Consider the following 26,465-nt stretch of genomic DNA (forward strand, 5'->3'; position numbering starts at 1 on the left):
CCGGCGTCGGTCCTGACAATGCAGATCGCCCCCGCGAAAGGTTACAGTTTGGACAGGCTTTGGAGCTTCTGGATCGATCGCGGCGGCACCTTCACCGACGTGATCGCCCGCGCCGACGACGGCCAGGAAGTCTCCCTGAAGCTGCTCTCGGCCTCGCCCGCCTATGCTGACGCCGCCGTCGAGGCCATGCGCCGGGTGCTCAGCGTCACGCCCGGAGAGCCCTTCCCGGCCGCGCGGGTCCGGGCGATCAAGATGGGCACCACCGTGGCGACCAACGCTCTGCTGGAGCGCGCCGGCGCCAAGACCCTGCTGGTTGTCACCGCCGGCTTCGCCGACGCCCTGGTCATCGGCGACCAGGCGCGGCCCGACCTCTTCGCTCTGAACATCGAGCGGCCCGAACCGCTCTATTCCGGCGTCGTCGAGGCGGCCGAGCGGCTGGCCGCCGACGGCGCCGTCGTTCGCACCCTCGACGAGGCCGCACTGATGGCCGGCCTGCGTCAGGCCAGGGCCGAGGGATTCGCCTCGGCCGCGATCGCCTTCCTGCACGCCGACCTCAATCCCGCCCATGAGCGGCGAGCCGGCGAACTGGCGCGCGAGGCCGGCTTCCCGTTCGTCGCCCTCAGCCACGAGGTCTCGCCCCTGCCCCGCTTTGTGCCGCGGGCCGAGACCACCGTCGCCGACGCCTACCTGACCCCGATCCTGCAGGCCTATGTCGAGCGGGTCGCGACCGCCGTCGAAGGCGCGCCGCTCTACTTCATGACCTCGGCCGGCGGTCTCGTGCACGCCCAGGCGTTCCGCGGCCGCGACGCGGTGGTGTCCGGCCCGGCCGGCGGCGTAGTCGGCGTCGCCCGCACCGCCCAGATCGCCGGCGCCGAGCAGGCGCTGGGCTTCGACATGGGCGGCACCTCGACCGACGTCTGCCGCTACGCCGGCCTGCTGGAACGCCGCGACAGCGCCAAGGTCGCCGGGGTCAAGCTGCGCAGCCCGATGCTCGACGTCGAGACCGTCGCGGCCGGCGGCGGCTCGATCCTCGCCTTCGATGGCCTGCGCGCCCGGGTCGGGCCGCAGAGCGCCGGCGCCGATCCCGGTCCCGCCGCCTACGGCCGCGGCGGCCCAGCCACGGTCACCGACGCCAACCTGGTGCTCGGCCGGCTCGATCCACGCTTCTTCCCGGCGATCTTCGGCCCGAACGCCGACGCTCCGCTCGACGTCGCCGCCGCCCGCGCCGCGGTGCAGACGCTCGCCGACGCCATGGGCGCGACCAGCGTCGAGGCCGCCGCCGAGGGCTTCGTCGCCATCGCCGTCGAGCAGATGGCCCGCGCCACCGACCGCATCTCCACCGAGCGCGGCTTCGACCCGCGCGACCACGCCCTGACCGCCTTCGGCGGCGCCGCAGGCCAGGTCGCCTGCGAGGTCGCCGAGGCTCTGGGCCCCTCGCAGGTGATCTGCCCGCGCTACGGCAGTGTGCTCTCGGCCTGGGGCATCGGTCAGGCGCAACTCGCCAGCCTGCGCCAGGTCGGGCTCGGCGCGCGGCTCGACGCCGAGGGCCTGGTCCGCGCCCAGGCCGCGGCCGAACAGGCCGAGACCGCCGCCCGCGCCGCCCTCGCCGAGCAGGGCGCGGACGCCGGCGAGGTCCGCCGCACCCTGCGCCTGCGCTACGAGGGCGCCGACGCCGAACTGCCGGTCGCCCTCGGCCCGCTGGCCGAGGTGACCTCGGCTTTCGAAGGCGCACACAAGCGGATGTTCGGCTTCGTCGAGGCCGCCCTACCGATCGTCATCGCCTCGGTCGAGGCCGAAGCCGTGAGCGTGACAACATCTCCCTCGCCCCATTCATTGGGAGAGGGCGGGGTGAGGGGCGCGTCGCGAAGCGACGCTCCGCCGCCCCTCGGGTACGCCAGCGCTGCCGAGAGCCCCCCCTCACCCTCCCCTCTCCCCCCGCTGGGCGGAGGGAGAGGGGATATGACCCGCATGTTCTTCCACGGCGTCTGGCACGACGCGCCGGTGATCGCCGCCGATGAACTGACCGCCGCCGAAGGCCCGGCCCTGATCGTGCGCGCCGACACCCAGATCGCGCTTTCCCCCGGCTGGACCGCGGCGCCCGGCCCCGACGGCATGGTGCGCCTGGAGCAGGCCGGCCGCCGCAAAGCCGCAGCCATGGCGCTCGACAAGCCCGATCCCGTCACTCTCGAGCTCTTCAACAAGCGCTTCATGGGCGTGGCCGAGGCGATGGGCGCGGCGTTGGAGCGCACGGCCCACTCGGTGAACATCAAGGAGCGGCTCGACTTCTCCTGCGCCCTGTTCGACCTGGACGGCGGCCTGGTCGCCAACGCCCCGCACATGCCCGTGCATCTCGGCTCGATGGGCGCCAGCGTCCGCGCCGTCCGGGACCGTCACGCCGATCTCAAGCCCGGCGACGCCTTCGCGCTCAACAACCCCTATGCCGGCGGCACCCACCTGCCCGACATCACCGTGGTCATGCCGGTGTTCGTGGGCGACGCCGAGCGCCCCGCCTTCTACGTCGCCGCCCGCGGCCACCACGCCGACGTCGGCGGCATCCAGCCCGGTTCGATGCCGCCGTTCTCCCATACGCTGGAGGAGGAAGGCGTGCTGCTCGACGCCCTGCCGATCATGAGCGGCGGCGTCTTCCTGGAGGACGCGGTCCGACAAGCCCTGACCGCCGGCCGCTACCCGTCCCGCGCCCCGGACCGCAATCTCGCCGACCTCAAGGCCCAGATCGCCGCCTGCCAGGCCGGCGCCGCCGCGGTCAGCGGCATGATCGAGACCTTCGGCGGCGACGCGGTCGCGGCCTATATGGGCTTCGTCCAGGCCAACGCAGCCGCCTCGGTCCGCCGCGCTGTCGGCAAGCTCAAGGACGGGACCGCCCGCGTGCCGATGGACGGCGGCGGCGAGATCGTCGTGCGCACAACCGTCGATGCGGCCGCCGGCGAGGCGGTGCTGGACTTCCGCGACTCGGCCGCGCAGCTCGGCTCGAACTTCAACGCCCCGTCGGCGATCGTCGACGCCGCCGCGCTCTACGTCTTCCGCAGCCTGGTCGACGACGACATCCCGCTGAACGCCGGTTGCCTGGAGCCGCTGAAGATCCTGACCCGCGAAGGCTCGATGCTGGCCCCGCGCTATCCCGCCGCCGTCGTCGCCGGCAATGTCGAGACCAGCCAGCACGTCGTCGATGCGCTCTATGCTGCGCTGGGCGTGATGGCCAACGCCCAGGGCTCGATGAACAACTTCACCTTCGGCGACGAGGCCCGCCAGTACTACGAGACCATCTGCGGCGGGGCCGGCGCCACCGCCGGGCAGGCCGGGACCAGCGCCGTCCACACCCACATGACCAACTCGCGCCTCACCGACCCTGAGATCCTCGAACGCCGCTTCCCCGTGCGGGTCGAGGCCTTCGCCATCCGCCGCGGCTCGGCGGGCGACGGGGCCCGGCGCGGCGGCGAGGGTGCGTTCCGACGGATCCGCTTCCTGGCGCCCATGGAGGCCGCGCTGCTCTCCACGCGCCGCGACCACGCGCCCCAGGGGATCGCCGGCGGCGGGGCCGCCCTTCCCGGCGCCCAGCGTTTGATCGCCGCCGACGGCGCGGTAAAGGAACTGCCCGGCTGTTTTTCGCTTACAGTCGCGGCTGACGATATCATCGAGATCGAAACCCCCGGGGGCGGGGGATTCGGGGCGGCCGCCTGATCCAGTCTTCAACGAGGTTCCATGCCAGCGCTACTCATCGCTCTCGCCCTTCTGGCCGTCGACCAGGCCGCCGAGCCGGCCGCCGCCGCTGCGCCCGCGACTCCCGACGGGATCGAGGACATGCCCTGGCCGGTCGGCGCGCCGCGCGACGACTATGGGCTGGTCTCGTGGTGCCACGGCGCGCTCACCGGCTATCTCAGCCTGCATGATCAGGTGATGCCGGAGGTGACCCGCATCGAGACCACCTATCGTCCGCCGGGCCGTTCGCTGGCCGAGGACCTCAAGGTCTACGCCGACATGCAGAAGCAGAGCCGCAAGGACCTCAAGAGCTTCGAGCGCGCCATCGAGACCGCCGAGAAGGCCAGCATCCGGCCGCTCGGCCCGATCGGCGCGGCGGCGATCAAGAAAGGCCAGGCAGTCTGGGCCGGCGCCCCGAACCTGACCAAGGCACGCCTCGCCCAGGAATGGATGAGCTGGTCGCTGCCGGTCCGCTGCAGCCCGACCGCCGAACGCCTGGAGAAGAACGCCAAGCTGCTCGGCGCCGCCTTCGACCCGACCGCCGGGCTGGAAGCCGCCGCCGCCCCCGAGGCCCCGCCTCCGGCCGAAGCCCCGACCAGCTAGGTTCCGGGCAAAGGCGTCATCCCGTTCTTGCCTCGCAAATCGGGATGGCGTGGGTCCGCCGCCCCTAGGACAAAGTAGCGCCGCATACCCGCTCGATAGTCCGGCCGCGGACCGCTATGGTTTACGCCTAGGTCCCGCCGGGGGGCGCTCCAACAGAGAGACCGGCTTGCCGACAGTCGCCTTTGTCAATCCGAAGGGTGGCGCGGGAAAAACCACCGCGGCGCTGCTGCTCGCCCTCGGCCTCGTCGAGCGCGGCCAGCGGGTGGCGATGATCGATTCCGATCCCAACAAGCCGCTGGTGCACTGGGCCTCGCTGCCCGGTCGCCCCGACAAGATCAGCATCCATCCCGCTCCGATGATGGAGGACATGCGCGACGCCCTGCGTGAGGCGCAGCGCAAGCAGCCCGACTGGCTGATCCTCGACACCGAGGGCTCGGTCCGCGGCGCGATGGCCTTCACCACCATGCGCCTGGACCTGGTGGTCACCCCGCTCGCCGCCTCGCAGCTCGAGGCGATCCAGGCCATCAAGGCCGCCGAGATGGTCACCCAGTTCGGCCGCCGGGCCGGACGCCCCCTGCCCCATCGCTGCCTTCTGACCCGGGTTCCGGCCGCCCTGCGCCCGCGCTCGCTGAAGGAAGTGGTCGCCCAGCTGCGGACCAGCGAGATCGAGATCCTGCCCACCCCGCTGATCGAGAAGGAAGCCTTCCGCACCCTGTTCGCGGTCGGCGGCGGCTTCGACCAGCTAGAGGCCAGCGGCGTCAGCGGTGTTCCCGCCGCCCGCGCCAACGCCGAGGCCTACCTCACCTCGGTGCTCGATTTGGTGGCAAAACCTACCGAAACGTCAAACTAGTCCGCCTGGCGGAATCCCGAACGCTCGCCAGGATTCTCGGCGAACAGCGTTTACACGTCTTAATTTCCAGCATACCGCGCCGTTGAAGACAATTCCGCGCCATCTGTGGCGCAGAAGCGACATTTTCGGGCGCCGCAGCCAATTCGACGGGCAGCGCAAAACTGCGCACTGATTTCTATGAGGAAATTCGATCAGATTTCGAATCCTCGGTACGATTTAGCGTTTACGTCGAAAATTTGAGCGCCATTTTTGCGATAACGGCATTCGATTACGACGATGTAGCGGCGTTATTCTTTCCGTGACGGAAAAGAGACTTGCGTTTTCAGGGCGTCGCCGCTTTTTCCTGCGCCACGTTAAGACGACAATTCGACGTATAACGTAGTTATATTAGGGGAAACGAATGTTGCATTCTAGGTACCTCGCAGGAGCCTCCTCCCTGGCGCTCCTGGCGGTCCTCGGACTCGCTGGCCCCGCCAGCGCGCAAGACGAAGCTACTGCGGTTGAAGAAATCGTGGTCACCGGCTCTTTCATCGCCGGCTCGCCCGAAAACGCGGCTCTGCCGATCAACGTGATCGGCCAAGATGAAATGCAGAAGCAAGGCTCGCCGAGCACGGTTGACCTGCTGAAGTCGATCCCGGCGGTGTCCGGCGTCCTCGGCGAAGCCAACCAGTACGCCGCGGCCCAATCGACCGGCGTCGGCAACGTCAACCTGCGCGGCCTCGGCTCGGAACGCACCCTGGTGCTGATGAACGGCCGCCGCATGGCGATCTCGCCGGGCGCGATCTACGTCGACACCAACATGATCCCGTCGGCCGCCATCGGCCGCGTGGAAGTGCTGAAGGACGGCGCGGCCGCCACCTACGGCTCGGACGCCGTCGCCGGCGTCGTGAACTTCATCACCCGCAAGAACTTCTCGGGCCTGGAACTGTCGGGCAACTACTCGTACATCGACGGCACCGACGGCGACTACACCGTGAACGCCGCCTACGGCTGGCAAGGCGAGAACGCCGACATCCTGCTGACCGCCGGCTACCGCAAGCGCACCGCGCTGCCGGTCACCGAGCGTGACTTCGCGATGCGTTCGCTCACCGACAACCCGCAGGGCGGCTGGTCGGCGTTCGGCAACCCGGGCATCTATCAGACCCGCAACGCGAGCGGCACCTTCGGCGCCGGCGTCGGCACGCTTGTCGATCCGGGCTGTAACGCCATCTCCGGGCCGCTGAGCGCCAGCGGCTGCCAATTCCAGTTCATCGGCTTCAACAACCTCATCGAAGACGAAGATCACTGGCAGCTGTACGGCGAGATCAACGTCAATCTCACCGAGAAGACCAAGTTCCACGCCGAAGTCCTGTACGCGGCCCACGACGTGCAGCAAGAGCACTCGTCGCCGTCGTACCCGCCGAACAACTACCCGAGCTCGGCGGTCACCGGCATCAACGAACGCAACAACGGCTTCTACATCCCGGGCAACAACCCCGGCCTGCAGGCCCTGCTCGGCCAGCTGACCCCGGCCCAGGCCGCGGCGGCCGGCAACGGCGTGTTCACGTCGATCGCCTGGCGTCCGATCGGCGTCGGCGGCAACGACCTGTTCGGCGGCGGCGCGAAGCACGACAAGCGCTTCTTCGAAACCTACCGCGTGTCGGCCGGCCTGAAAGGCGAGTTCGACGTTGCGGGCGGCATCGGCTGGGACGCCGCTGTCACCTACATGGACTCGAACTCCGAGATCGCCACCCCGGACATCCTGGTCGCCAAGTTGCAGCGGGCCCTCACCGGCTTCGGCGGCGACAACTGCCAAGGCACGACCGCGGGCGCCAACGGCTGTCTGTGGTTCAACCCGTTCTCGACCGGCGTCGCCGGTAACGTGATCGACGGCCGCACCAACCCGAACTACGTCGCCTCCACGGCCAACAGCCGCGAAGTGCTCGACTACATCTTCGGCGACTACGGCTACAAAATTCGCTCGCGTATGTTCACCGCCGACCTGGTGTTCAACGGCGAAGTGGGCAGCGTCGACTTCGGCGCCGGTCCGCTGGCCTGGGCCGCCGGCGGTCAATACCGCTGGAGCGGCGTCGAGCGTCGTAACAACAACGACACCAACATCGCAGCCAGCCCCTGCGCCGACTCGTCGGTGAACCCGGGCGCGACCTGCGTGGCTCAGAACGGTCCGTTCAGCTTCTTCGGCGCCCTGGCCGACTACGACCTCGACTACTCGGTCGGCGCGGCCTTCGTCGAAGCCCAGATGCCGTTCACCGACAGCCTGACCGGCACCCTGGCGATCCGCTACGAGGACTACGGCGGCAACATCGGCGCGACCACCAACCCGAAGGTCGCTCTGAAGTGGCAGGCCACCGACTGGCTGGCGTTCCGCGTCTCGGCCGGCTCGACGTTCCGCGCCCCGCCGCAGACCCAGATCGCTCCGACCGCGACGACCAACCTGTCGTACACCACCGCGGCCGGCGGCTATCGCGCCTACGACCTGTGGGGCAACCCGAACCTGGAGCCGGAAAAGGCCAAGACGCTGAACCTCGGCGCCCTGTTCGACTTCGGCGACTTCCGCGCTTCGGTCGACTACTGGTCGTTCGACTTCGAAGGCCCGATCCGGTCGGAAAGCGGTTCGCAGATCGTCAACACGATCTTCCCGAACGGCGCCGCCGGCGCCAACAACTGCGGCAACCCGGCCTTCGCCGCGCTGCAGGACCGCATCTCGTTCAACGGCGCCTGCTCGGCCGCGAACATCAACCGGGTCCGCCACTACTTCGTGAACGGTCCGGACGTGAAGACCAGCGGCATCGACGTCTCGGCCAACTACACGGCTCGTGACGTCTTCGGCGGCGACATGAACTTCGGCGCCGACGTCACCTACGTCATCGACTACGTGGTCGCTCAGAACACGATCGAAGGCATCGTCACCGCGCCGGAAACCGACTACGTCGGCACCATGGACTACCTCGGCTACGGCTCGCAGCCGCAGTGGAAGGGCAGCGCCTTCGCCGAATACACCCGCGGCGACCACAACCTGCGCTGGACCGTCCGCTACGTCGACAACATGGTCGACACCCGTGGCGGCTCCTCGACCTTCGCGACCAACCAGAACGGCCGCAAGATCGACGCTTTCATCACGCACGACCTGGCCTATCGCGTGTTCCTGCCCTGGGACACGACCGTGACGGCTTCGATCATCAACGTGCTGGACGAAGATCCGCCGTTCGCCCGTCTTGACCTCAGCTACGACCCGTTCACGGCGAACCCGCTGGGCCGGTACTACAAGCTGGGCGTCACCAAGAAGTTCTAGAGGTCTTCCCCCTCGAGAACTCTGACTGGGGCGGCTCCTACGGGAGCCGCCCTATTTTTTTGTCCGTCAGACGGGCAGGCCCTCGGCGACCCGGCGCGCGTAACAGGCGTCCCAGAAGGGCTCGCCGCCGAACCTCTCCAACATCAGCTCCGTCAGCGCCCGCACCTTGCCCGACATGTGCGCGGCCGGCGGCGGACGCACGACATAGAGCCCGGCCGGCGGGGTCGGGAAATCGAGCAGCAGCGGGACCACCTCGCCGCGGTCGATCGCCGGTCCCATCAGGAAGGTCGGCAGCATCGCCACCCCCAGCCCCGCGGCCGCCCCGGCCAGCACGGCCGGACCGTTGTCGGCCTTGAAGCGGCCTTCGGGGCGCACCGTCACCGTCCGCTTGCCGTCCAGGAACCGCCAGACCTCGACGCCGCTGGTCACCGCCGGCAGGCCGTCCAGGTCCTCGGGCCGCGCCGGGGTTCCGTGCGCCTCCAGGAAGGCCGGACTGGCGACCAGCGCCGCGCGGATCGGCGCGATCTTGCGCGCCACCAGACTGGAATCCTCCAGCGTCCCGATCCGCACCGCCGCGTCGTAGCGCTCGCCGATCAGGTCGACGAACCGGTCGCTGTAGGAGACGTCGAGGTGCAGCTTCGGGTGACGCACGGCCAGTTCGGCCAGCACCGCCGACAGGTGGGTCATGCCGAACGACAACGGCGCCGAGAGCCGCAGCGAGCCGACGATCTCCTCGCCGCGCTGGGCCAGATCGTCGCGCGCGGCCTCAAGTTCGGCCAGCACCCGGTCGGCCCGCTCCTTGAACTCGATGCCGGCCTCGGTCACCGAGACCCCGCGCGTGGTGCGACTCAGCAGCTGGGTTCCCAGTTCCGCCTCCAGCCGGGCCACGCGCCGGCTGATCATCGACTTCGACAGCCCCAGCCGCTGGCCCGCACGCCCGAAGCTTTGCGCCTCGGCCACTTCCGCAAAAGCCTGGATGTCTTCGAGGTCGAGCACCTTGCGTTCCCATTCATGCAACAATCTGGTGCGAAATATCGGGCTACTGTTGCACCATTCAAGACCACACCTCTGTCGGCGTCGAATTCACTCAACGCCTTGGAGGGCGCCTTGACCAACATTCTCGTTCTCAACAGCAGCGTCAGCGGCGAGGCCTCGATCTCGCGCCTGCTGGTCGCCGACGCCGTCACCGAACTGACCGCCCGCGATCCGGCCGCCCAGATCGTATTCCGCGATCTGGGCGCCGATCCGATCCCGCACCTGCTGCCGTCCACCGTGGCCGGCGTCCGCGCCCAGCCGTCGACCCCCGCCGAGCATGAAGCCCGCGCGCTCTCCGACAAGCTGATCGCCGAGCTACGCGCTGCCGACGTCATCGTCATCGGCGCGCCGATGTACAACTTCAGCGTCCCGACCACCCTGCGCTCGTGGTTCGACCACGTGCTGCGCGCCGGCGAGACGTTCCGCTACTCCGAGGCCGGCCCCGAGGGCCTGCTGACCGGCAAGAAGGTGATCGTCGTCGAGAGCCGCGGCGGCCTCTACAGCGAAGGCCCGGCCCAGGCGCTCGACTTCCAGGAGCCCTATCTGCGCCAGCTGCTCGGCTTCGTCGGCCTGACCGACGTGACCTTCATCCGCGCCGAGAAGATCGGCTACGGCCCCGACGCCCGCGATCAGGCGCTGGCCGACAGCCGCGCCGAACTGGCCAAGCTCTCGGCATAAGCCGCCCAAGATCCTCCCCTCTCTGGGGGAGGTGGATCGGCGCGCACCGCGCCGAGACGGAGGGGGACTGCTCTCAACGGCCCAGACCGAGCGGTCCCCCTCAGTCACCCTAGCGGCTGACAGCTCCCTCAACGGGGGAGCATCTCCCTAAACGTCCCGATGCATGAACACGCGCGCGGTCTCGTCGAGGCCGCGCGCTTCATGTTCGGCCCGGATCTGCGCCATGCCCGGCGTCAGGTCCGCGACCACCGCAAAGCCCAGCCGCGCATAGTACGGCGCGTTGAACGGCACGTCCTTGAAGGTCGACAGCGTCAGGGCCGGCCAGCCGCGCACGCGGGCCAGTTCGGCCACCGCATCCAGCAGCGCCGCGCCCATTCCGCGGCGCGCATGGCTGGGCAGCACGTCGATCTGCTCGACATAGGCGCAGCCCTCCTCCGGTCGGAACATCACGAAGGCGACCGCTGCGCCCTGGTCCTCGGCGACCAGCAATCCGCCGGCCGCGATCCGGGCGGCAAGGGTCGCGGCGTCGGTCGGCTCGTCCTCGGCCAGCCAGGCCCGGTCGGTGCCCAGAAAGCGGCTCGCCGAAAGGCGTTCGATGTCGCGCACAGGTTCTATCTCGGCGGCGCGCGCAGGGCGGATATGGGTCATGGATACGTCCGGTCAGGAGGGATCGGCGCGCCGCGGCGGCGCGCTTGCAGGCTGGTTCGCGACAGATGCGGCGTCAGGCCTTCAAGGATCGTGGTCTCCATCCGGCTCGCCCAGGCGGCCGCTGCGCATTACATAGACGCGACGAGAGGATGCCGCCATGCAGACGCCCCGCCTGATCTACTTCGCCGACCCGATGTGCTCGTGGTGCTACGGATTCTCGCCGGTGATCGGCCAGATCCGGCGCACCTTCGGCCGCGCCCTGCCGATCCAGCTGGTCATGGGCGGCCTTCGTCCCGGCAACGACAAGCCGACCACCGAGCAGGCCAAGACCGAACTGAAGATCCACTGGGAGCATGTGCACGAGGCCACCGGCCTGCCGTTCGACGACGCCGTGCTGGACCGGCCGGGCTTCCTCTACGACACCGATCCCGCCGCCAGGGCTATCGTCCGCGTCCGCCGCGAGGACGGCGAAAAGGCCCTGCTGTTCCTGGCCCGCCTGCACCACGCCTTCTACGCCGAGGGCCTGGACGTGACCAAGGCCGAGGTCCTCGCCGAGCTGGCTGCGGACTACGGGGTCGATCGCCAGGCGTTCCTCGCCGACTTCGAGACCGACGACCTCAAGCACGAGACCTGGAACGACTACGCCACCGCCCAGCGCGCCGGGGTGACCGGCTTCCCGACCCTGGTCGGCGGCCCGAACGAGGAAGGCCACTACGGCATCGTCAACCGCGGCTACCAGCCGGCCGAGCCGGTGCTGCAGGTGCTGCACCAATGGCTCGGCACCGAGCCGGACGCCGTCACTCGAGCGTGAAGCCGACCTTCAGCAGCACCTGATAGTGCCCGACCTTGCCGTTCTCGACATGGCCGCGGACCTGCATCACCTCGAACCAGCGGATGTTGCGCACGGTCGCGCTGGCCTTGGAGATCGCGGTTTGGACCGCGTCGTCGATGCTCTTTGTCGACGAACCGGCGAGTTCGAGGATCTTGTAGACATTGTCGTCGGCCATGGCGGGCCTCCCTTGCGTCATAAGGGAGAACGGCCGCGCTGGCGGGGAAGTTGCGGCCGGCGGCGACGCCGGCCGCCCTGCCTCAGAACTTGTAGTCCAGCCCGATCCTCAGGAGGTTGGCCCGCGTGTCGGCTTCGGTCGTGAACGCCGCATAGCCGTTCGGGGTCACCCAGGAGGCCCGCACCTTCCCAAAGTCGGTGTAGATCCACTCGCCGCGCGCCGACAGGTTGTCGCTGATGGCGTAGGCGCCGCCCAGGCCTGCGGCCCAGCCGGTTTTGGTGTTGTCATCGTTGAAGCTGCCGGTGTTCCCCAGCGCCCGATTGTCGGCGTAGCTGGCCTTCACCTCGACGTTCGAAACGGCCAGGCCTGCGGTGCCATAGAACATCATCGGCCCGCTGGCCCAGCCGATGCGCGGCCGCAGCGTCCACACCCAGTCGGTGCTGACCTCCTGGCTGACAGTCGCCGTGATCGGCGGATTGATCACCGAGGGAAGAATGTAGGAATTGGTCCGGCTCTGGCCGATGTCCATCCAGCCGACATCGGTCTCCAGTCCGAACACCCAGTTGCCGGACTGAAAGTTGTAGCCGCCCTGGATGCCTCCGGTGAATCCCGTATCATTGCTGTCCTCGGCGATCGGCGCGTTAAGCGCGGCGACGTCGCGCGCGTCGATCGGCGCCGCGCCGCCGCCTCGCTCGATCCTCGTCTTGATCGAGGTGTCGCCCCAGCTCGCGCCGACGTTGCCGCCGACATAGAAGCCGGTCCAGTCGTAGTCCTGGGCGAGAGCCGAAGCGGGCGCGAGCAGGCTGACGCAGCCGGCGGCCGCCAAAACTAACTTAAGAGACATCACTATCCCCTGTCGTTTTCGGGTTGTGGCTAACACGCCCGGTCATCTGACCACCTCCAGCGAAGGGGCGCCGGGGTCGAGCAAGGCATCCATATGCATCAGGGCTCGAAGGCATGGCCGGAAAGGTCTCCAGCCCGACCATTTTGGCGCCGCGGCCAGTCGCCGCACAGATCAGGTCGATGCCCGATGGGCCGCTCAGGCCCAAATGCAACAAGGGCGCGGCGTGCTCCAGCCCGCCGCGCCCCACGCGATGAAGCGGTCCGCCGGCTCAGCCGGGAACCTGGTCCAGGAAGCCGGTGACGGTCTTCAGCCGGCCGTCCTCGACCCGCACATAGTCGGTGCCCTTGATCGGCGCGTCGGCGACGCCGTCCGGCCCAAGACCCCAGGAGAAGCGGACATGATCGCCATGGCCGTCCGGCTCGCCGATCAGGGCGAAGCGGAAGCCAGGGAAGCGCTCCTGCACCCCGGCGATCAGGGCGTCGACCCCGGCGTGGCCTTCGACGGCGGCCAGCGGATCGACATAGATCGCGTCTCCGGTCCAGGTGTCGGCGATCATCGCCTGGCGGGCGGCGACGTCAGTCTCATTCCAGGCGGCGATGTAGATTTCGGCGATGTCGGCGGCGGTGGTCATGGGTCAGCTCCTTGTTGACGTCCCGACCATGCGCGCGCCGCGAAGGCCGCGCGATTACCCGCCAGGTAACGTGGCGGCCGCCTTGCCGAACCCGTCGACCAGCGCCTAGCGTCGCGGCAAAGGGAGGAACCGGCCATGGAAAGCCACATCCGCACGATCGAGTATCATCGCGACGACGCCCTGCACGACGGGGCCCTGGTGCTGCCCGACGGCGCCGCCGGACCGCTGCCGGGCGTGCTGGTGTTCCACGGCTGGGAAGGTCGCTCGGAGGGCCAGGAGCAGTTCGCCCACCGCCTGGCCGGTCTCGGTTACGGCGCGTTCTGCGTCGACCTCTACGGCAAGGGCAAGCGCGGCGAGACGCCGGCCGAGTGCGAAGCGCTGATGACCCCGCTGGTCCAGGACCGGGCCGAACTGCGCCGGCGACTGCTGCAGGTCGTCGAGGTGGTCGCCGCCCTGCCCGAACTGCGCGCCGACCGGCTGGCGGCGATCGGCTTCTGCTTCGGCGGCCTCTGCGTGCTCGACCTCGCCCGCGCCGGCGCCCCGCTGAACGGCGTCGCCAGCTTCCATGGCCTGTTCACCCCGCCAGGCCTGCCGACCGTCAATCCGATCCAGGCCAAGGTCGCCGCCTATCACGGCTGGGACGATCCGATGGTGCCGCCGGCCGACGTCGTCGCCCTCGGCCAGGAGCTGACCGCAGCCAAGGCCGACTGGCAGATCCACGCCTTCGGCGGCGCCAAGCACGCCTTCATGAACCCCGGCGCGAACATGCCCGACATGGGCATCGAGTATCACGAGGCTGTCGCCCACCGGGCCTGGACCGCCATGGCGGGCTTCCTGGGCGAGGTCCTGGCCTGATGCTCAAGCTCACCTTCGCCCTGGTTCGCCGGCCCGAACTGACCCGCGAGCAGTTCCAGGACTACTGGCTGAACACCCACGCCCCGCTGGTCGCCAGCGTGCGCGAGACGCTGCGCATCCGGCGCTACGTCCAGTTGCACAGCCTGCCGCTGGACGCCTCGGCCGCCTTGCGCGACGTCCGCGGCGGCCCAGAAGGCTTCGACGGCGTCGCCCAGCTCTGGTGGGACAGTTTCGAGGACATGGCGGCCGCCGAGCCGCAGGCCGCGCGCGAAGCCGGGGCCCTGCTGCTGGAGGACGAAAGGCGATTCATCGACCTGGCGCGCTCCCCGCTCTGGTGGGGCCACGAGCACGTCATCTTCTGAGGCGGGACAAAGAAAAGGGCGCTCCCGACCGAAGTCGGAAGCGCCCTCTTAGCCTGTCCCCACAGGCGGACCTCGTCGCCGTCATCGGCGCCGCGTCGAAACGATGGCGTCTTTATGACGGACGCAGTGAGTCCATCCAATTAACATTCTTGTCGCAGTTGTTCCGCAGGCGGATCTGCCACCACAAAATGCGGGAACGTGGCGCCGAGAACACCCTACCTGAGGTCGAATTTGATCTGACTACGCCGCCCGGTCGCGCGCCTTGCCACGCAGGCCGAAGCCGCCCTCGCCATGTCCGCCCAGGCTGGAGAACCGCGCCTCCTCGGCCTTGTGGAAGAACTGCGAGGCCACCAGCCAGGCCTTCACCGGCCGCAGCGTACCCAGGCAGCCGATGATCAGGGCCGGAAACACCGTCACCACGTGAACCCATATCGGCGGGTGATAGACCACCTCGACCCAGGTGAAGACCGCGATGACGATCATGCCGATGGCGGTCATTACGAAGAAAGCCGGGCCGTCGGCCGGGTCGGCGAACGAGAAGTCGAGCCCGCAGGCTTCGCAGCTCGGGGCCATCTTCAGGAAGCCGCTGAACAGCTTGCCCTTGCCGCAGCGCGGACAGCGGCAGGTCAGCCCCGAAATGATCGGCAGCGGCGGGTCATAGGTTTGGTTGGCGTCGGCCATGGCCAGGTCCTACATACAATCGTTGCATTGATGCCTACAATTGAATATCAATGTATGGATTTCGGAGCGGGATAGCAAGCATGGCCGGCCCGGCGACCCTTTGGCTGCGGCGCGTCGAACGCGGCGGCGGCCCGATCTACCTGGCGATCCTGCGCGCGCTCGAGGCGGCGATCGCCGACGGCGAACTGCAGGCCGGCGAGCAGTTGCCGCCCCAGCGGGCGGTGGCCGCGGCGCTCGGCGTCGACTTCACCACCGTCACCCGCGCTTACGCCGCCGCCCGCGCCCGCGGCTTGGTCGAAGGCGCGGTCGGGCGCGGCACCTTCGTCGCCGGCCGCGCGGCCGAGGACGAGGCCGGGCTCGTCGATCTGTCGATGAACCTGCCGCCACCGCCCAAGGGGCTCAACCTCGGCAAACTCCTGAAGGAGACCGCTGGCGCGGTGCTCGACCGCACCGATCCGCAGGCCTTGATGGCCTATCACCCGCCGGGCGGCTCGCTCGCCCAGCGCGCCGCCGGCGCGACCTGGCTTGCCCCCTGCCTGGGCGAGGTCGCTCCCGACCGCATCGTCGTGGCGCCCGGCGCCCAGGCGGCGCTGACCGCCACCCTGGCCCTGCTGGCGCGGCGCGGCGACGCCGTCATCGTCGAGCCGCTGACGTTCCCCGGCGTTCGTTCGGCCGCCGCCCTGCTGGGGCTGCGCCTCGTCGCCTGCCCGGTCGACGACGACGGCTTCGAGCCGGCCGCCCTCGCCCGCCTCTGCGCCGACACCGCGCCCCGGGCGATCTACTGCATCCCGACCCAGCAGAACCCCACCGCCGCCACCATGGGCGAGGCCCGGCGTCGCGAGGTGGCCCAAGTCGCGCGCGCCGCCGGCGTCCCAATCATTGAGGACGACGCTTACGGCCGATTGCCGTCGGCCCCGCTGCCGGCCATCGCCGTCTTTGCCCCGGAGCTGACCTGGCATCTGGCGACCACCGCCAAGGCGCTGTCTCCGGGCCTGCGCATCGCCTATGTCGCCGCGCCCGATCCGGCCGCCGCCCAGCGCCTGGCCGAGGCCCTGCGCGCCACCACCCTGATGCCCGCTCCGCTCGGCGCGGCTATCGTCACCGCCTGGATTCGCGAGGGGACCGCCGACAAGGTGCTGGCCGCCGTCCGCGCCGAGGCGGTCGAGCGCCAGGCCCTGGCCCGCCAGATCCTGCCCGCGGCCAAAGGCTCGCCCGAGGCCATCCACATCTGGCTCGACACCCCCGACCACTGGCCAGGTGATCGCCTGCGCGACACCGCCCAGAGTCGCGGCCTGTCGCTGGTCACCTCCGACGCCTTCGCCGCCGCGCCGGGCGCGCGCGGCGGCCTGCGCATCTCGCTCGGCGGACCGGCCAAGCAGTCGGTGCTCGCCCAGGCCCTGCGCGGCGTCGCCGCGATCCTTGGCGGCGAGCCGACCGGCCGGATGGTGGTCTAGCCGCCTTTGCGGGCGGCGAAACTGCCGCGCACGTGCTCCAGCCAGCCGATCAGCCGGCCCAGGGCCTGGTCGCCCTTGCCGAGCAGCGCCTTCAGTTCGCTCTCGGCCAGTTCGCGGCGGCCCGCCTCGGGCTCGGGCAGCGGCGGCAGGATGTGGGCGAAATAGGTCTTGTCCAGCAGCCGGTGCAGCAGTCGCTCCCCTGGGAACGGCTCGCCGTTGTTCAGCGCCCGCGCGCCCTTCAGCATCGCGCGGATGTCGTACTGGGTCGGGCTGATGTCGGGGACCTGCTTCCTCAGGCCGAGCAGCGTGTAGACCGCCACGCGCGCAGTGCGGATCGATGAGTCCATCGTGAAGATGATGTCGTTCGCGGTCTCCACGAACTGGCCCATGAGGCCGAGGTTCGTGCAGCCGGCCGGCACGACGTGCGGCCGGTCGCCGGCCGCGCGCGGCATGAACTGGGCGGTGATGTAGGGCATCAGGGCCAGCCGCGCCTTGGTGTTGGCCACCACCGCCTCGACCTGATCCTCGATCCCCAGGTGATAGCAGAGCTCGGCCAGGATCTCGGCGCCGGTGCAGGCCGGCATCGGCTTCTTCACGTGGTCGCCGTCCTTGTCCATCAGCAGGGCGTAGACCCACAGCACCAGCACGTCCTTGGGCTGGTCCGGGAAGTGCGGCTGGCGGTTGCAGGTGAAGCTGAGCACCCAGCTGGAGTCGGTGAAGGTGATGATCCCGCCGGTCGCCGTCTTGCCCGAATAGGGGTCGTTCACCGACAGCTCCTTGAGCTTGTCGACCAGCGGCGAGGGCTTGCAGGTCAGCGTCACCGACTCCCACATCGAGCCGGGCACGTCGCCGTAGAACTTCTCGGGCTTGCCGAAGATCGGCGAGGCCTTGGCCAGGTTCTTCCACAGCGCCCAATCGCTGTGCTCGCCCGGATCGTGGGCGCCGCGCTCCAGCACCGGGGCGGTGTTCATGTCGCCATAGGCCGTACCCTCGGTCATCGAGCCGGTCAGGGCGAAGACCACGTCGTCGGGGCCCAGCTTGATGGTCGTATCGGCGCCGCCCTGCACGGCGCGGATGGCGGTGACGGTGCGGGCCGGGCCCTCGACGTTCATCTCCAGATCGTAGGCCCGGGTGTCGAACTGCACCTTCACGCCGCGCTCGCGCAGGTGGGCGACCAGCGGCCGCACGAAGCTGTCGAACTGATTGTACTTGGGGAACACCAGCGCCGACATGTCGGCCAGCCCGTCGATCGCGTCGAGGAACCGGTGCATGTAGAGCTTCATTTCCAGAAGGCTCTGCCAGTTCTCGAAGGCGAACATCGAGCGCCAGAGATACCAGAAGTTCGTCTCCAGGAATCCGGCGCTGAAGTACTGCTCGATGGTGATGTCGTCGAGCTCGTCCTTGCGCTTCAGCAGCAGGCGGATGACCTCCCACTGCTGGGACGTCGACAGCCCGAGCGTGGAGAAATCCCGGATCTGCCCGCGCTTGTGCATCAGCCGGGCCTTGGAGAAGTTCGGGTCGTTGTCGTTGACCAGCCGGTACTCGTCCAGGACGCTGTAGCCCTTCGGCAGCTCCAGCGCCTGCACGTCCTGGAACATGTCCCACAGGTTGTCGTAGTTCCAGTTCATCTCCCGGCCGCCGCGGACGATGTAGCCCTGCTCGGGGTCCCCCGCCCCGTCGAGCGAGCCGCCCTCGATCTGCATCGCGTCGAGGATGGTTATGTCCTCCCCGGCCATGCCGCCGTCGCGGATCATGTAGAAGGCCGCCGCCAGCCCGGCGATGCCGCTGCCGATGATCCAGGCCTTGCGGCCCGCGACCGGCGTCGCCACCGGCCGATTGCGCATGTAGGCGCCCATCATGTCGGGCGGCGGCAGGCTGTTGTCGGCGCGATTGGACCAGTAGGCGGCCGAGGCGTCGGGCTCCACCGTGAACGGCTTGCGGGAGTCGGTCATGGCGGGCCTTTCTGAACCTGACGAGGCGTCCAGCGGCAGGTCGCCGCCCACGCCTCGCGACCGAAGCGTCCTCATCGATCAAGTTCAATCAGGCGTTTCCCGCACAACCTCTGGCTAGGCGGGAAAGGTCAGGTACCCGCGCTCGACCATGCGCCGCATGGCCTCGTAGGCCTCGGTCAGCTCCTCATAGGCGCTGCGCAGCGCGCCGAGCCCCTCGGTTTCCTGCACGGTCAGCGGATGCGGGCTCTCGCTGAGGGCCAGGGCCTGGGCCACCCACTGGCTGCGGGCCAGCGCCGCGGCCACCGCCAGCTTCTGGAACTTGGCCGCGTCGGCCTGGCCGAGCATCTGCCCGATCACCTCGCGGTTCGAGGCGTAGGCCGTGTAGTCGATCTGCTCGATATGACCGCGCAGGCGCTTCTGGGCCTGCGGATCGAGCGAGCCGTCCGGCTCGAAGTGGTCGTGAGACCGCCGCACGCTGGACGTCCGGGTCACCGACATGCCGACCTCCCAGGTCGCAAGACCCCTGTCGCGCAAGGGCCCCGCCATCCTGTCGGGCCGCTGCTTAAGAGGGCGTTGACGGGGCTCGGCGTTCTCACGCCGCCGATTTGCGGGGAAACCCCGATAGGCCGCCTCGGCCTGCTACGCGAAGTTGCGGGTCAATTGGAGAAACCCGTGGCCCAAGCTCTGCCATCCTGGACCGATGGGGCGGCCCGCCGCGCCATCCTCGACTTCGTCGCCGCCGTCACCGACGAGGCCGGCCCCGACTTCACGCCCGCGCCCGAGCGCATCGCGGTGTTCGACAACGACGGCACCCTCTGGTGCGAACAGCCTCTGCAGGTCCAGGTGCTGTTCACCCAAGACCGGGCCGCGGCCATGGCGGCCGCCGACCCTTCGCTCGCCCAGCGCCAGCCGTTCAAGGCCTTCCTCGAGCACGACCTCGCCGCCATCCATGCGTTGGGCAGGCAGGGCGTCTTCGAGTTCGCCTTCGCCGTCCACGCCGGCATGAGCATCGAGACCTTCCAGGACGAGGTCCGCCAGTGGCTGGCCAGCGCCCGCCACCCCAAGCTCGATCGTCCCTACCCGCAGGTCGTCTACCAGCCGCAGCTCGAGCTGCTCGCCTACCTGCGCGAACACGGCTTCAAGACCTTCATCGTCTCGGGCGGCGGCATCGACTTCATGCGCGCCTTCGCCGAGCAGGTGTACGGCGTGCCGCCCGAGCAGGTGATCGGCTCCAGCGTAAAGACCGAGCTTCAGGAAACCGACGGCCGCTTCGCGCTGATGAAGCTGGCGCAGCTCGACACCTTCGACGACCGGGCCGTGAAGCCGGCCAACATCGGCCTGCACATCGGCCGCCGCCCGATCCTGGCGTTCGGCAACTCCGACGGCGACCAGGCGATGCTGCGCTACACCCTCGACGGCCCCGGCCGGCGCCTGGCCCTGCTCGTCCATCACGACGACGACGCGCGCGAGACCGCCTACGACCGCGACTTCAAACTCAGCCCGCTGACCGAGACCCTCGACCGCGCGGACGAGTTCGGCATCCAGCTGGTCAGCGTCAAGCGCGACTGGGCCAAGGTGTTCCCGGACTAGGCAATCTCGCCAAGGAAGGCTAATCGGGCGCGATGAGCGACACGCTGACCACTCCGCCCGACCGCCTCTCGGTCAACCCCGCCAGCCCGCACTACAACGAGGAGGCCCTGGCGCGCGGCGTCGGCGTCCGCTTCAAGGGCGTCGAGAAGACCAATGTCGACGAGTACTGCGTCAGCGAAGGCTGGGTGCGGCTCAGCGTCGGCAAGACCGTCGACCGCAAGGGCAACGCCATGACCGTCAAGCTGCAGGGCACGGTCGAGCCCTACTTCCAGGACGTGGCTGAGTAAGCCACGCGTCGGCGCGGTCAGCGTGACCGCGCCCGGTTCTCCCTAAGATATCGCAAGCGCCGCTAGTGCGGCGCCGACAGGCAGTGCAGGTCGTCCGGCACGGTCTCGCCGACGCGCGGCCCGCGACCGGCCGCGGCCTCGCGCACCGCCGCCTTGCGCGCCGCCTGACCGAAGATCTCCTGCAGCCAGAGGACCCAGCCGAAGGGAACGTCCTTATGCAGCCTGTGCAGCTCTTCCATCGCCGGCTCCTTCATTCCGCCTTGTGACAAAGCGAAAATCGGCCGAACGGCGATTACTGACAAACGCGTCCTCCTGCGTTATGCATTAGGTACGCTTATGTCAGACATCCTCGCCACCATCCCGCTCAGCGCCATTCGCGTGTTCGAGGCCGCCGCCCGGCTGCGCAGCTTCACCCGCGCCGCGCAGGAGCTCGGCGTCACCCAGGCGGCGGTCAGCTGGCAGGTGAAGGCGCTGGAGAAGCGGCTCGACCAGACGCTGTTCCAGCGGCTGCCGCGCGAGGTCGTGCTCACCACCGCCGGCGAGCGGCTGTCGCGCGCCGCCAGCGAGGCGGTCAGCGTCCTGCGCACCGCGCTGCAGGACATCACCGAGGTCGGCGAAGGCGTGCTGTCGATCACCTCGCTGGCCACCGCCGCCAACCAGTGGCTGGCGCCGCGGATCGGCGCGTTCCAGCTGCAGCATCCCTCGATCGCCGTGCGGCTGGACACCTCGACGCGGCTCGTCGATCTCGCGCACGAGAACTTCGACGTCGCCCTGCGCTCAGGCGAAGGCGTCTGGCCAGGGATCGAAAGCCATTATCTGTTCCCGCACATCCATGCGCCGCTCTGCACGCCGGCCATGCGCGAGCGGTTGGGCGGCCTGAGCCGCCCCGAGGACCTGCTCGACGCGCCGCTGATCGGTTCGCCGGACGAGTGGGCGATCTGGTTCGCCGCGGTCGGCGTCGGGCGCCAGGACGCCGCCGACATCCGCACCCCGCGCATCATCGGCGACAGCCAGACGCTGGAGGTCGCCTCCGCCCTGGGCGAACAGGGCGTGGCGCTGGCCTGCCCGTTCTTCTTCACGCCCGAACTTGCGTCGGGACGCCTGGTCATGCCGTTCAAGACGGTCGCCCACTACGGCGGGGCCTATTGGCTGGCCTATCGCGCCGACCGCGCCCGCGCGCCCAAGATCAGGGCGTTCCGTGAATGGATTCTCGACTGCGTCGCGCAGGACCCGGTCCTGCGCGACTATCCGCGGCGCGAACCCTAGGACGCCACGCAGGTCGACAGGTTCACCGGGCCGGTCGCGACGCGCTTCCACTCGCCGCCGACCTTCTGGAACTCGGCCACGGCCGAGGTCGGGCGGTATTCCGAACGCGCCGCATCCCAGGCTTCCCAGCCGATCGCCGCGCCGATCTTGGCCGTCATGCCGTGCGCCGCCTCGTCGGGGCTCACCTCGCGCAGACCCTTGCAGGCCACCTCGAACGCCCGGCACTGCTCGCCGTCCGGCTTGCCCTTGCACTGCGGATCGTTGGCCTTCAGCTCGGCGTGCCAACTGCGGATGGCGACGTCCAGACCGGCGTTCGGGTCGCCGCCCTGCGCCCCCGCCGTCTTCTCGCCGCAGGCCGCCATTCCCAGCGCCGTCGCCGCGAGGATCGCCATGGAAACTGCTTTCACCGTCTGCTCCGTGAACACGCGCCGACAACGCCAGCGCAAGGACGGAACGCTTAACTGCGCGAACATGGCGAGCAGATGACGGCGAAATCACAATCGCCGCCGCAACCGTCACCGTGGGCCTGCGGCGCCCAATCAGCAGTCACCGCACGCTTCCGAGCATCGCAGTCGCGATAAACTTTCGTGACATAGGTGAATTGAGTGGAAAGCCGCGCCGACATCTCGCACAACCCCGCGTGAGGGACGGAATCTTGATGGTTTCCCGGCGACGGGACAGCAAGGGTTCTGAGATGAAAGTTCTGGCGACGACCGTCTTTATTGTAGCGATCGCCTCGGCCTCTGCGGCCGAGACGCCGACATTCGCCAACCGCACGCCGGCGGCCGAGCCGCACGCCGGCGCGATGGTCGCGCTGATCAGCGGCCCCGACTTCACCGTGGTCACCCCGCGCGGAAACCCCTGGAGCGCCGAGGCCTTGCCGCATGCGGAGCCGGCGCGGCCCGGCACCGTAGGTAATTAACCCATTCAGCCTGCGTTCAGCGGGACTTTGCGATTTTACCGCCTGAACCTGGCCATCCCCACATCAGGGCGAGGCCGGAAGGAGGCGAGCATGAAGAAGCTCCTGACAGCTACCCTCGCGGCGGTCACAGCGGCCGGCGCCATCGCGGCGAGCGCCGGTTCGGCGCAGGCCGAGCCCTATCGCTACCACCGCGGCCACGACAACAATGACGCCGCGGCGGCCGCCATCGTCGGCGGCGTGCTGGGCCTGGCGCTCGGCGCGGCCATCGTCGGCTCGAACAACAAGAACCGCGGCTATTACGACAACAGCTATTACAGCAACGGTTACTACAACAACGGCGGCTACTACGGAGACAGCTCGCGCTACTACGACAACGGCTACTACGGCGGCGGCTACGCTCGCCCCTACGCCTACGCCCCGCGCACCTGCGTCAGCCGCGACCGGGTCTATGACCCGTACATCGGCCGCCGGGTGACCATCGAGCGGCGCTACGCCTGCTAGCGGTCGGAGCGGCGCCCCGAAGCGCCGCGGGCGACCAGCACGGCCGCCAGGCCGGCGGCCCCCAGGCCCAGCGCCAGCCCCACCGAACGGCGGCGGCGCGGCGCGACGGTGACGCGGTGGATGTGCGGGCCTTCCACCGCCCACCAGGCGCCGGAGGGCTTGTCGAAGCCATGCTTGGCGTACCGGCCGGTCCATTCACGGGCCAGGTCCGCGGCTTCGGACGCAGATCGTCCGGTGGCGATGAAACCGCTGTCGGGGGTCGTGCGTTTGGGGTCGTCGTCCAGTCTCCAGGTCTCTCGCAGGACATTAAACACGCGGCCAAGTGGCGCATGTGTGGAGATCGTGGGGCGACGGCGCAGGAAGCGCTCGATAGACTCCGACATGCGCCGGTTCGGCTCCTGTTCGTGGATCGGTGATTCCCTGGTCCGATAGTTCTGGAAATTGGCGCCTGTTGGGCGCTTGGATAGTGTTGATGCGTGAATTTGTTGAACTCCGGGGCGCTTCGGGCGCCGCCTACCGCTTCCGGGCCTGGCCGGAGAGCGATCATCACACGCCGACGGCGGGCAATTTCGCCGTGCTGGCGCTTCAAGGGCCCGAGGTGACCATCGTCGGCCTCGGCGTCTGCAGCGACCTGTCGCGCGCCAAGCAACTGTCCCAGGCGACGCTGGCCGAAGCCCAGGGCCACCTCTTCACCCGCCTCAACGTCTCGCGCGCCGTCCGCGACGCCGAGCACGAAGACCTCCTCGCCGGCCAGCCGGCCGCCCGGACGCTGCACCACGAAGTCTGATCCGCGTTCGCCCCCTTCGCCGTGGCGCGGGGGGCGACGTCAGCCGCCGGCCTCGTCCACGACGATGGTGACGGTCTTGCCGCGCGACAGCGGTTCCCAGCCGGCGGCGACGGCCGAGGCGATGGCGTTCGCCACCAGCGGCCGTGCAATCTGCGAGGCCTGCAACTGCGGAGCGCCGAACCGCGGCTGCGGCCCTGGCGGAAACTCCACCACCGCTTCGCGCTTGCCCTCCTGGTGCCGCACGGCGATCGCCATGCCGCGCCACTTCGCCGTGTCGCTGGACCATTGCGGCCGGCGGTGGAGCCACCAGACATAGGGCTCCCCGTCGACCTCGATTTCGAACTCGTCGCTTTGTTTGGTCTTCGCCATGGCAGGCAGTTAACCCGACAAGCGCCTCCAGGCCACCCCGCCGCCGCCGGTCGCACCCTCGGGGACGCCTCTTCCAATCTCCGGTGTACGCCTGATCGGCCGCCGCCCCCGGCAGGGCCATGGTGGCCGATGAGCCCCAGGAGCCACTCGATGTCCCTTGAAGCACCGGAGACAGCGGCCGTCCTCGCCGCTGTGGAGCGCTACATAGGCGCCTTCAATCGTGGCGACGGCCCGGCCATGGCGGCCTGCTTCGCCGTACCCGGCACGATCCTCGATGGGATGGCCCCGCATCTTTGGCATGGTCCGACCGCCCCGACGGACTGGTACGGCGACGTACTGGCCGAGGGCGAGCATCTCGGCGCTCGCGACTACCACGTCACCCTCGGGCCTCCGCTGCACGCCGATGTCAGCGGCGACGCCGCTTATGTCGTCTCGCCGGCCACCATGACCTTCGCGCTGAACGGGCGGCCCGTGACCCAGACGGGCGCGACCTTCACGACTGCGCTTCGGAAAGTGGCCGCCGACTGGCGTATCGCCGCCTGGGCGTGGGCCAAGGGCCAGGCGGCCTAGGCTCCCTTCTGCACCACCGCGTAGGCCGCGCCCGGCCGCGGATCGACCAGTGTGTCCAGCAGCGCCTGGCGCTGCTCGGCTGTGACGCCCTCCAGCGAGCGCGCCTGCCAGGCGGCATAGGCCGCCTGATCGGCCCAGCGCCCGATCACCAGGTACTCGCTCGGGTTCTCCAGCCCGCGCACCAGCTCAGCCTCGACGAACCCCTCGATCGCCCGCGGCCGGGTCAGCATCCCGCAGGCGGCGAAGGCCGCTTCGAATTCGGCTTCCCGGCCAGGTTCGACCGTGAAGCGGATGACGCTGCGCACGCCGCTCACAGCGCGTTCTTGGCCAGCACGCCGCCGCGCATGATCAGGTCGATGCGCTCGCCCTGGCCGCACAGCACGTTGAGGTCCGCCAGCGGGTCGCCGTCGACCAGCAGCAGGTCGGCAAACGCCCCCGGCGCCAGCTCGCCCAGCTGCCCCTGGCGCTGCAGCAGCTCGGCGTTGACCAGGGTGGCCGAGCGCAGCACGTCGGCGTTGCTCTGCACCTGGGCGCGCAGCAGCAGCTCCTTGGACTGGGCCGGGTGGGTTTCGCCAAGCAGGTCGGTGCCGAACCCGACCTTCACCCCGGCGTCCAGCGCGGTCTGCACCGCCCCGACCCCGGCGTGCAGCACGTCGCCCAGCTTGCGCAGGCTCTCGCTCGGGAAGCGCAGCTGCTTGCCGGTCTCGGCGATCTGGTCGTAGGTCACCAGCGTCGGCACCAGGAAGCAGCCGGCCTGGGCCATGGTCCGGGCCGAGGCCGCGTCGATCAGGTTGCCGTGCTCGATCGAGCGCACGCCCGCCCGCGCCGCCCGCTCGATCGCTTCGGGGATATAGGCGTGCGCGAAGGCGTAGGTGCGGCGCGCTCGCGCTTCCTCGACCGCCGCGCGGATCTCCTCTTCGGTGTACTGCACCATGTCGATCGGGTCGGAGGGCGTGGCCACCCCGCCGCCGGCCATCACCTTGATCTGGTGGGCCCCCGACTTCAGCTCCTCACGCGCGGCCTTGCGCACGGCGTCGACCCCGTCGGCCACGTGGCTGAAGAACGACGAGCGGATCGAGCAGGCGCAGAGCTGCGGGTGCTCTTCCACCGGCTCGCTGTCGCCGTGGCCGCCGGTCTGGCTCAGCACCCGGCCCGAGCGGAACACCCGCGGCCCCTTCACCAACCCGCGGTCCAGCGCGTTGGCGATGCCCGGATCCAGCCCGCCGGCGTCGCGCACCGTGGTGAAGCCGCGGGCCAGCATGCCTTCCAGGATGTATTTGGTCTCGATCGCCCGCCACGAGGTCTGCCGCCGCGCCAGGGCCGCGAAGTCCATCGTCGTCAGAGCCGCGTGCACGTGAGCGTCGATCAGCCCAGGCATCAGCGTGCGCCCGCCGGCGTCGATCACGCTCACGCCGTCGCCGGCGGCGATCTGGCGCCCACCCTCGACCACCTCGACGATCTTGTCGCCTTCGATGCGCAGCGAAGCCCCGCCGCGCAGAACCCCGGCCTCGAGGTCGAGCAGCCGCGCGTTGACGATCACAAAGCCAGCCATGTCAGGTCCTTG

30 protein-coding genes are annotated in these 26,465 nt (G+C 69.4%); 16 read left to right on the forward strand and 14 right to left on the reverse strand.

Annotated elements, in window-relative coordinates:
* Positions 1-48 precede the first annotated feature (48 nt).
* The 4 genes from ACSQ2H_RS15920 to ACSQ2H_RS15935 all read left to right on the forward strand — a co-directional run bounded on the left by ACSQ2H_RS15920 (position 49) and on the right by ACSQ2H_RS15935 (position 8,462).
* Positions 49-3,699: a hydantoinase B/oxoprolinase family protein gene (locus ACSQ2H_RS15920; RefSeq protein ID WP_436062361.1), complete on the forward strand. Its 3,651-nt coding sequence runs from the start codon at positions 49-51 to the stop codon at positions 3,697-3,699.
* 21 nt (positions 3,700-3,720) lie between these two features.
* A complete protein-coding gene (locus tag ACSQ2H_RS15925) occupies positions 3,721-4,320 on the forward strand; it encodes a hypothetical protein (protein WP_436062362.1) in 600 nt (199 codons plus the stop codon).
* 166 nt (positions 4,321-4,486) lie between these two features.
* Positions 4,487-5,170, forward strand: a complete 684-nt coding sequence (locus tag ACSQ2H_RS15930; RefSeq protein WP_436062363.1) for a division plane positioning ATPase MipZ — start codon at positions 4,487-4,489, stop codon at positions 5,168-5,170.
* A 511-nt stretch (positions 5,171-5,681) separates the two neighbouring features.
* Entirely contained in the window at positions 5,682-8,462 is a 2,781-nt protein-coding gene (locus ACSQ2H_RS15935) for a TonB-dependent receptor (RefSeq protein WP_436062364.1), read from the forward strand.
* A gap of 66 nt (positions 8,463-8,528) precedes the next feature.
* On the opposite strand, the gene ACSQ2H_RS15940 is transcribed toward ACSQ2H_RS15935, so the two are convergent.
* Positions 8,529-9,458 (reverse strand): LysR family transcriptional regulator, encoded by a 930-nt coding sequence (locus ACSQ2H_RS15940; protein ID WP_436062365.1) that lies wholly within the window; start codon positions 9,456-9,458, stop codon positions 8,529-8,531.
* A gap of 111 nt (positions 9,459-9,569) precedes the next feature.
* Here ACSQ2H_RS15940 and ACSQ2H_RS15945 point away from each other — a divergent pair, with 111 nt between their 5' ends.
* Positions 9,570-10,175, forward strand: a complete 606-nt coding sequence (locus tag ACSQ2H_RS15945) for an FMN-dependent NADH-azoreductase (RefSeq protein ID WP_436062366.1) — start codon at positions 9,570-9,572, stop codon at positions 10,173-10,175.
* A 147-nt stretch (positions 10,176-10,322) separates the two neighbouring features.
* On the opposite strand, the gene ACSQ2H_RS15950 is transcribed toward ACSQ2H_RS15945, so the two are convergent.
* Positions 10,323-10,823: a GNAT family N-acetyltransferase gene (locus ACSQ2H_RS15950; protein ID WP_436062367.1), complete on the reverse strand. Its 501-nt coding sequence runs from the start codon at positions 10,821-10,823 to the stop codon at positions 10,323-10,325.
* A 157-nt stretch (positions 10,824-10,980) separates the two neighbouring features.
* On the opposite strand from ACSQ2H_RS15950, the gene ACSQ2H_RS15955 reads away from it, so the two are divergent.
* Positions 10,981-11,634, forward strand: a complete 654-nt coding sequence (locus tag ACSQ2H_RS15955) for a DsbA family protein (RefSeq protein ID WP_436062368.1) — start codon at positions 10,981-10,983, stop codon at positions 11,632-11,634.
* On the opposite strand, the gene ACSQ2H_RS15960 is transcribed toward ACSQ2H_RS15955, so the two are convergent.
* The 3 genes from ACSQ2H_RS15960 to ACSQ2H_RS15970 all read right to left on the reverse strand — a co-directional run bounded on the left by ACSQ2H_RS15960 (position 11,621) and on the right by ACSQ2H_RS15970 (position 13,305).
* Entirely contained in the window at positions 11,621-11,830 is a 210-nt protein-coding gene (locus ACSQ2H_RS15960; protein WP_436062369.1) for a dodecin, read from the reverse strand. The genes ACSQ2H_RS15955 and ACSQ2H_RS15960 overlap by 14 nt on opposite strands.
* A gap of 82 nt (positions 11,831-11,912) precedes the next feature.
* A complete protein-coding gene (locus ACSQ2H_RS15965) occupies positions 11,913-12,674 on the reverse strand; it encodes an outer membrane protein (protein ID WP_436062370.1) in 762 nt (253 codons plus the stop codon).
* Between the two features lie 268 nt (positions 12,675-12,942).
* On the reverse strand, positions 12,943-13,305 hold the full coding sequence (locus ACSQ2H_RS15970) for a nuclear transport factor 2 family protein (RefSeq protein ID WP_436062371.1): 363 nt from the start codon (positions 13,303-13,305) through the stop codon (positions 12,943-12,945).
* Between the two features lie 135 nt (positions 13,306-13,440).
* Between ACSQ2H_RS15970 and ACSQ2H_RS15975 the strand changes: the two genes are divergently transcribed.
* Positions 13,441-14,160, forward strand: coding sequence for a dienelactone hydrolase family protein (locus ACSQ2H_RS15975; protein WP_436062372.1), 720 nt, complete (start codon positions 13,441-13,443; stop codon positions 14,158-14,160).
* Positions 14,160-14,522, forward strand: a complete 363-nt coding sequence (locus tag ACSQ2H_RS15980; RefSeq protein WP_436062373.1) for an EthD domain-containing protein — start codon at positions 14,160-14,162, stop codon at positions 14,520-14,522. Before ACSQ2H_RS15975 ends, ACSQ2H_RS15980 begins: the two co-directional genes overlap by 1 nt.
* 240 nt (positions 14,523-14,762) lie before the next feature.
* Here ACSQ2H_RS15980 and ACSQ2H_RS15985 read toward each other — a convergent pair whose 3' ends face one another.
* Positions 14,763-15,203, reverse strand: a complete 441-nt coding sequence (locus ACSQ2H_RS15985; protein WP_436062374.1) for a DUF983 domain-containing protein — start codon at positions 15,201-15,203, stop codon at positions 14,763-14,765.
* An 80-nt stretch (positions 15,204-15,283) separates the two neighbouring features.
* Between ACSQ2H_RS15985 and ACSQ2H_RS15990 the strand changes: the two genes are divergently transcribed.
* Positions 15,284-16,657 (forward strand): PLP-dependent aminotransferase family protein, encoded by a 1,374-nt coding sequence (locus ACSQ2H_RS15990; RefSeq protein ID WP_436062375.1) that lies wholly within the window; start codon positions 15,284-15,286, stop codon positions 16,655-16,657.
* Here the strand turns inward: ACSQ2H_RS15990 and ACSQ2H_RS15995 are convergent.
* The gene (locus tag ACSQ2H_RS15995; RefSeq protein WP_436062376.1) at positions 16,654-18,609 is read right to left on the reverse strand and encodes an oleate hydratase; all 1,956 of its coding nucleotides are present in this window, start codon (positions 18,607-18,609) and stop codon (positions 16,654-16,656) included. The two genes, ACSQ2H_RS15990 and ACSQ2H_RS15995, sit on opposite strands and share 4 nt — an antisense overlap.
* A gap of 114 nt (positions 18,610-18,723) precedes the next feature.
* Positions 18,724-19,107, reverse strand: a complete 384-nt coding sequence (locus ACSQ2H_RS16000; RefSeq protein WP_436062377.1) for a hypothetical protein — start codon at positions 19,105-19,107, stop codon at positions 18,724-18,726.
* Between the two features lie 174 nt (positions 19,108-19,281).
* Between ACSQ2H_RS16000 and ACSQ2H_RS16005 the strand changes: the two genes are divergently transcribed.
* Both ACSQ2H_RS16005 and ACSQ2H_RS16010 read left to right on the forward strand, forming a co-directional pair.
* Positions 19,282-20,199, forward strand: a complete 918-nt coding sequence (locus ACSQ2H_RS16005) for an HAD family hydrolase (RefSeq protein ID WP_436062378.1) — start codon at positions 19,282-19,284, stop codon at positions 20,197-20,199.
* A gap of 32 nt (positions 20,200-20,231) precedes the next feature.
* Positions 20,232-20,486: a DUF3297 family protein gene (locus ACSQ2H_RS16010; protein WP_436062379.1), complete on the forward strand. Its 255-nt coding sequence runs from the start codon at positions 20,232-20,234 to the stop codon at positions 20,484-20,486.
* 62 nt (positions 20,487-20,548) lie between these two features.
* Here the strand turns inward: ACSQ2H_RS16010 and ACSQ2H_RS16015 are convergent, their stop codons facing one another.
* Positions 20,549-20,725: a hypothetical protein gene (locus ACSQ2H_RS16015; RefSeq protein WP_436062380.1), complete on the reverse strand. Its 177-nt coding sequence runs from the start codon at positions 20,723-20,725 to the stop codon at positions 20,549-20,551.
* A 97-nt stretch (positions 20,726-20,822) separates the two neighbouring features.
* Here ACSQ2H_RS16015 and ACSQ2H_RS16020 point away from each other — a divergent pair, with 97 nt between their 5' ends.
* Positions 20,823-21,752, forward strand: coding sequence for a LysR substrate-binding domain-containing protein (locus ACSQ2H_RS16020; RefSeq protein WP_436062381.1), 930 nt, complete (start codon positions 20,823-20,825; stop codon positions 21,750-21,752).
* On the opposite strand, the gene ACSQ2H_RS16025 is transcribed toward ACSQ2H_RS16020, so the two are convergent.
* The gene (locus tag ACSQ2H_RS16025) at positions 21,749-22,159 is read right to left on the reverse strand and encodes a hypothetical protein (RefSeq protein WP_436062382.1); all 411 of its coding nucleotides are present in this window, start codon (positions 22,157-22,159) and stop codon (positions 21,749-21,751) included. The genes ACSQ2H_RS16020 and ACSQ2H_RS16025 overlap by 4 nt on opposite strands.
* A gap of 287 nt (positions 22,160-22,446) precedes the next feature.
* Here ACSQ2H_RS16025 and ACSQ2H_RS16030 point away from each other — a divergent pair, with 287 nt between their 5' ends.
* Together ACSQ2H_RS16030 and ACSQ2H_RS16035 are read left to right on the forward strand one after the other, a co-directional pair.
* Positions 22,447-22,674, forward strand: coding sequence for a hypothetical protein (locus ACSQ2H_RS16030; protein WP_436062383.1), 228 nt, complete (start codon positions 22,447-22,449; stop codon positions 22,672-22,674).
* Between the two features lie 90 nt (positions 22,675-22,764).
* A complete protein-coding gene (locus ACSQ2H_RS16035) occupies positions 22,765-23,175 on the forward strand; it encodes a hypothetical protein (protein WP_436062384.1) in 411 nt (136 codons plus the stop codon).
* Here the strand turns inward: ACSQ2H_RS16035 and ACSQ2H_RS16040 are convergent.
* Positions 23,172-23,558 (reverse strand): hypothetical protein, encoded by a 387-nt coding sequence (locus tag ACSQ2H_RS16040; RefSeq protein ID WP_436062385.1) that lies wholly within the window; start codon positions 23,556-23,558, stop codon positions 23,172-23,174. The two genes, ACSQ2H_RS16035 and ACSQ2H_RS16040, sit on opposite strands and share 4 nt — an antisense overlap.
* 89 nt (positions 23,559-23,647) lie before the next feature.
* Between ACSQ2H_RS16040 and ACSQ2H_RS16045 the strand changes: the two genes are divergently transcribed.
* The gene (locus ACSQ2H_RS16045) at positions 23,648-23,962 is read left to right on the forward strand and encodes a hypothetical protein (RefSeq protein ID WP_436062386.1); all 315 of its coding nucleotides are present in this window, start codon (positions 23,648-23,650) and stop codon (positions 23,960-23,962) included.
* 39 nt (positions 23,963-24,001) lie between these two features.
* On the opposite strand, the gene ACSQ2H_RS16050 is transcribed toward ACSQ2H_RS16045, so the two are convergent.
* A complete protein-coding gene (locus ACSQ2H_RS16050) occupies positions 24,002-24,331 on the reverse strand; it encodes a hypothetical protein (protein ID WP_436062387.1) in 330 nt (109 codons plus the stop codon).
* A 150-nt stretch (positions 24,332-24,481) separates the two neighbouring features.
* Between ACSQ2H_RS16050 and ACSQ2H_RS16055 the strand changes: the two genes are divergently transcribed.
* The gene (locus ACSQ2H_RS16055) at positions 24,482-24,901 is read left to right on the forward strand and encodes a YybH family protein (RefSeq protein WP_436062388.1); all 420 of its coding nucleotides are present in this window, start codon (positions 24,482-24,484) and stop codon (positions 24,899-24,901) included.
* On the opposite strand, the gene ACSQ2H_RS16060 is transcribed toward ACSQ2H_RS16055, so the two are convergent.
* On the reverse strand, positions 24,898-25,215 hold the full coding sequence (locus tag ACSQ2H_RS16060; RefSeq protein WP_436062389.1) for an antibiotic biosynthesis monooxygenase family protein: 318 nt from the start codon (positions 25,213-25,215) through the stop codon (positions 24,898-24,900). The genes ACSQ2H_RS16055 and ACSQ2H_RS16060 overlap by 4 nt on opposite strands.
* Positions 25,212-26,453, reverse strand: coding sequence for an amidohydrolase family protein (locus ACSQ2H_RS16065; protein WP_436062390.1), 1,242 nt, complete (start codon positions 26,451-26,453; stop codon positions 25,212-25,214). The genes ACSQ2H_RS16060 and ACSQ2H_RS16065 overlap by 4 nt, the downstream gene beginning before the upstream one ends.
* Positions 26,454-26,465: the final 12 nt, after the last annotated feature.

It is taken from the genome of Phenylobacterium sp. LjRoot97, assembly GCF_964254345.1.
GTDB lineage: Bacteria > Pseudomonadota > Alphaproteobacteria > Caulobacterales > Caulobacteraceae > Phenylobacterium.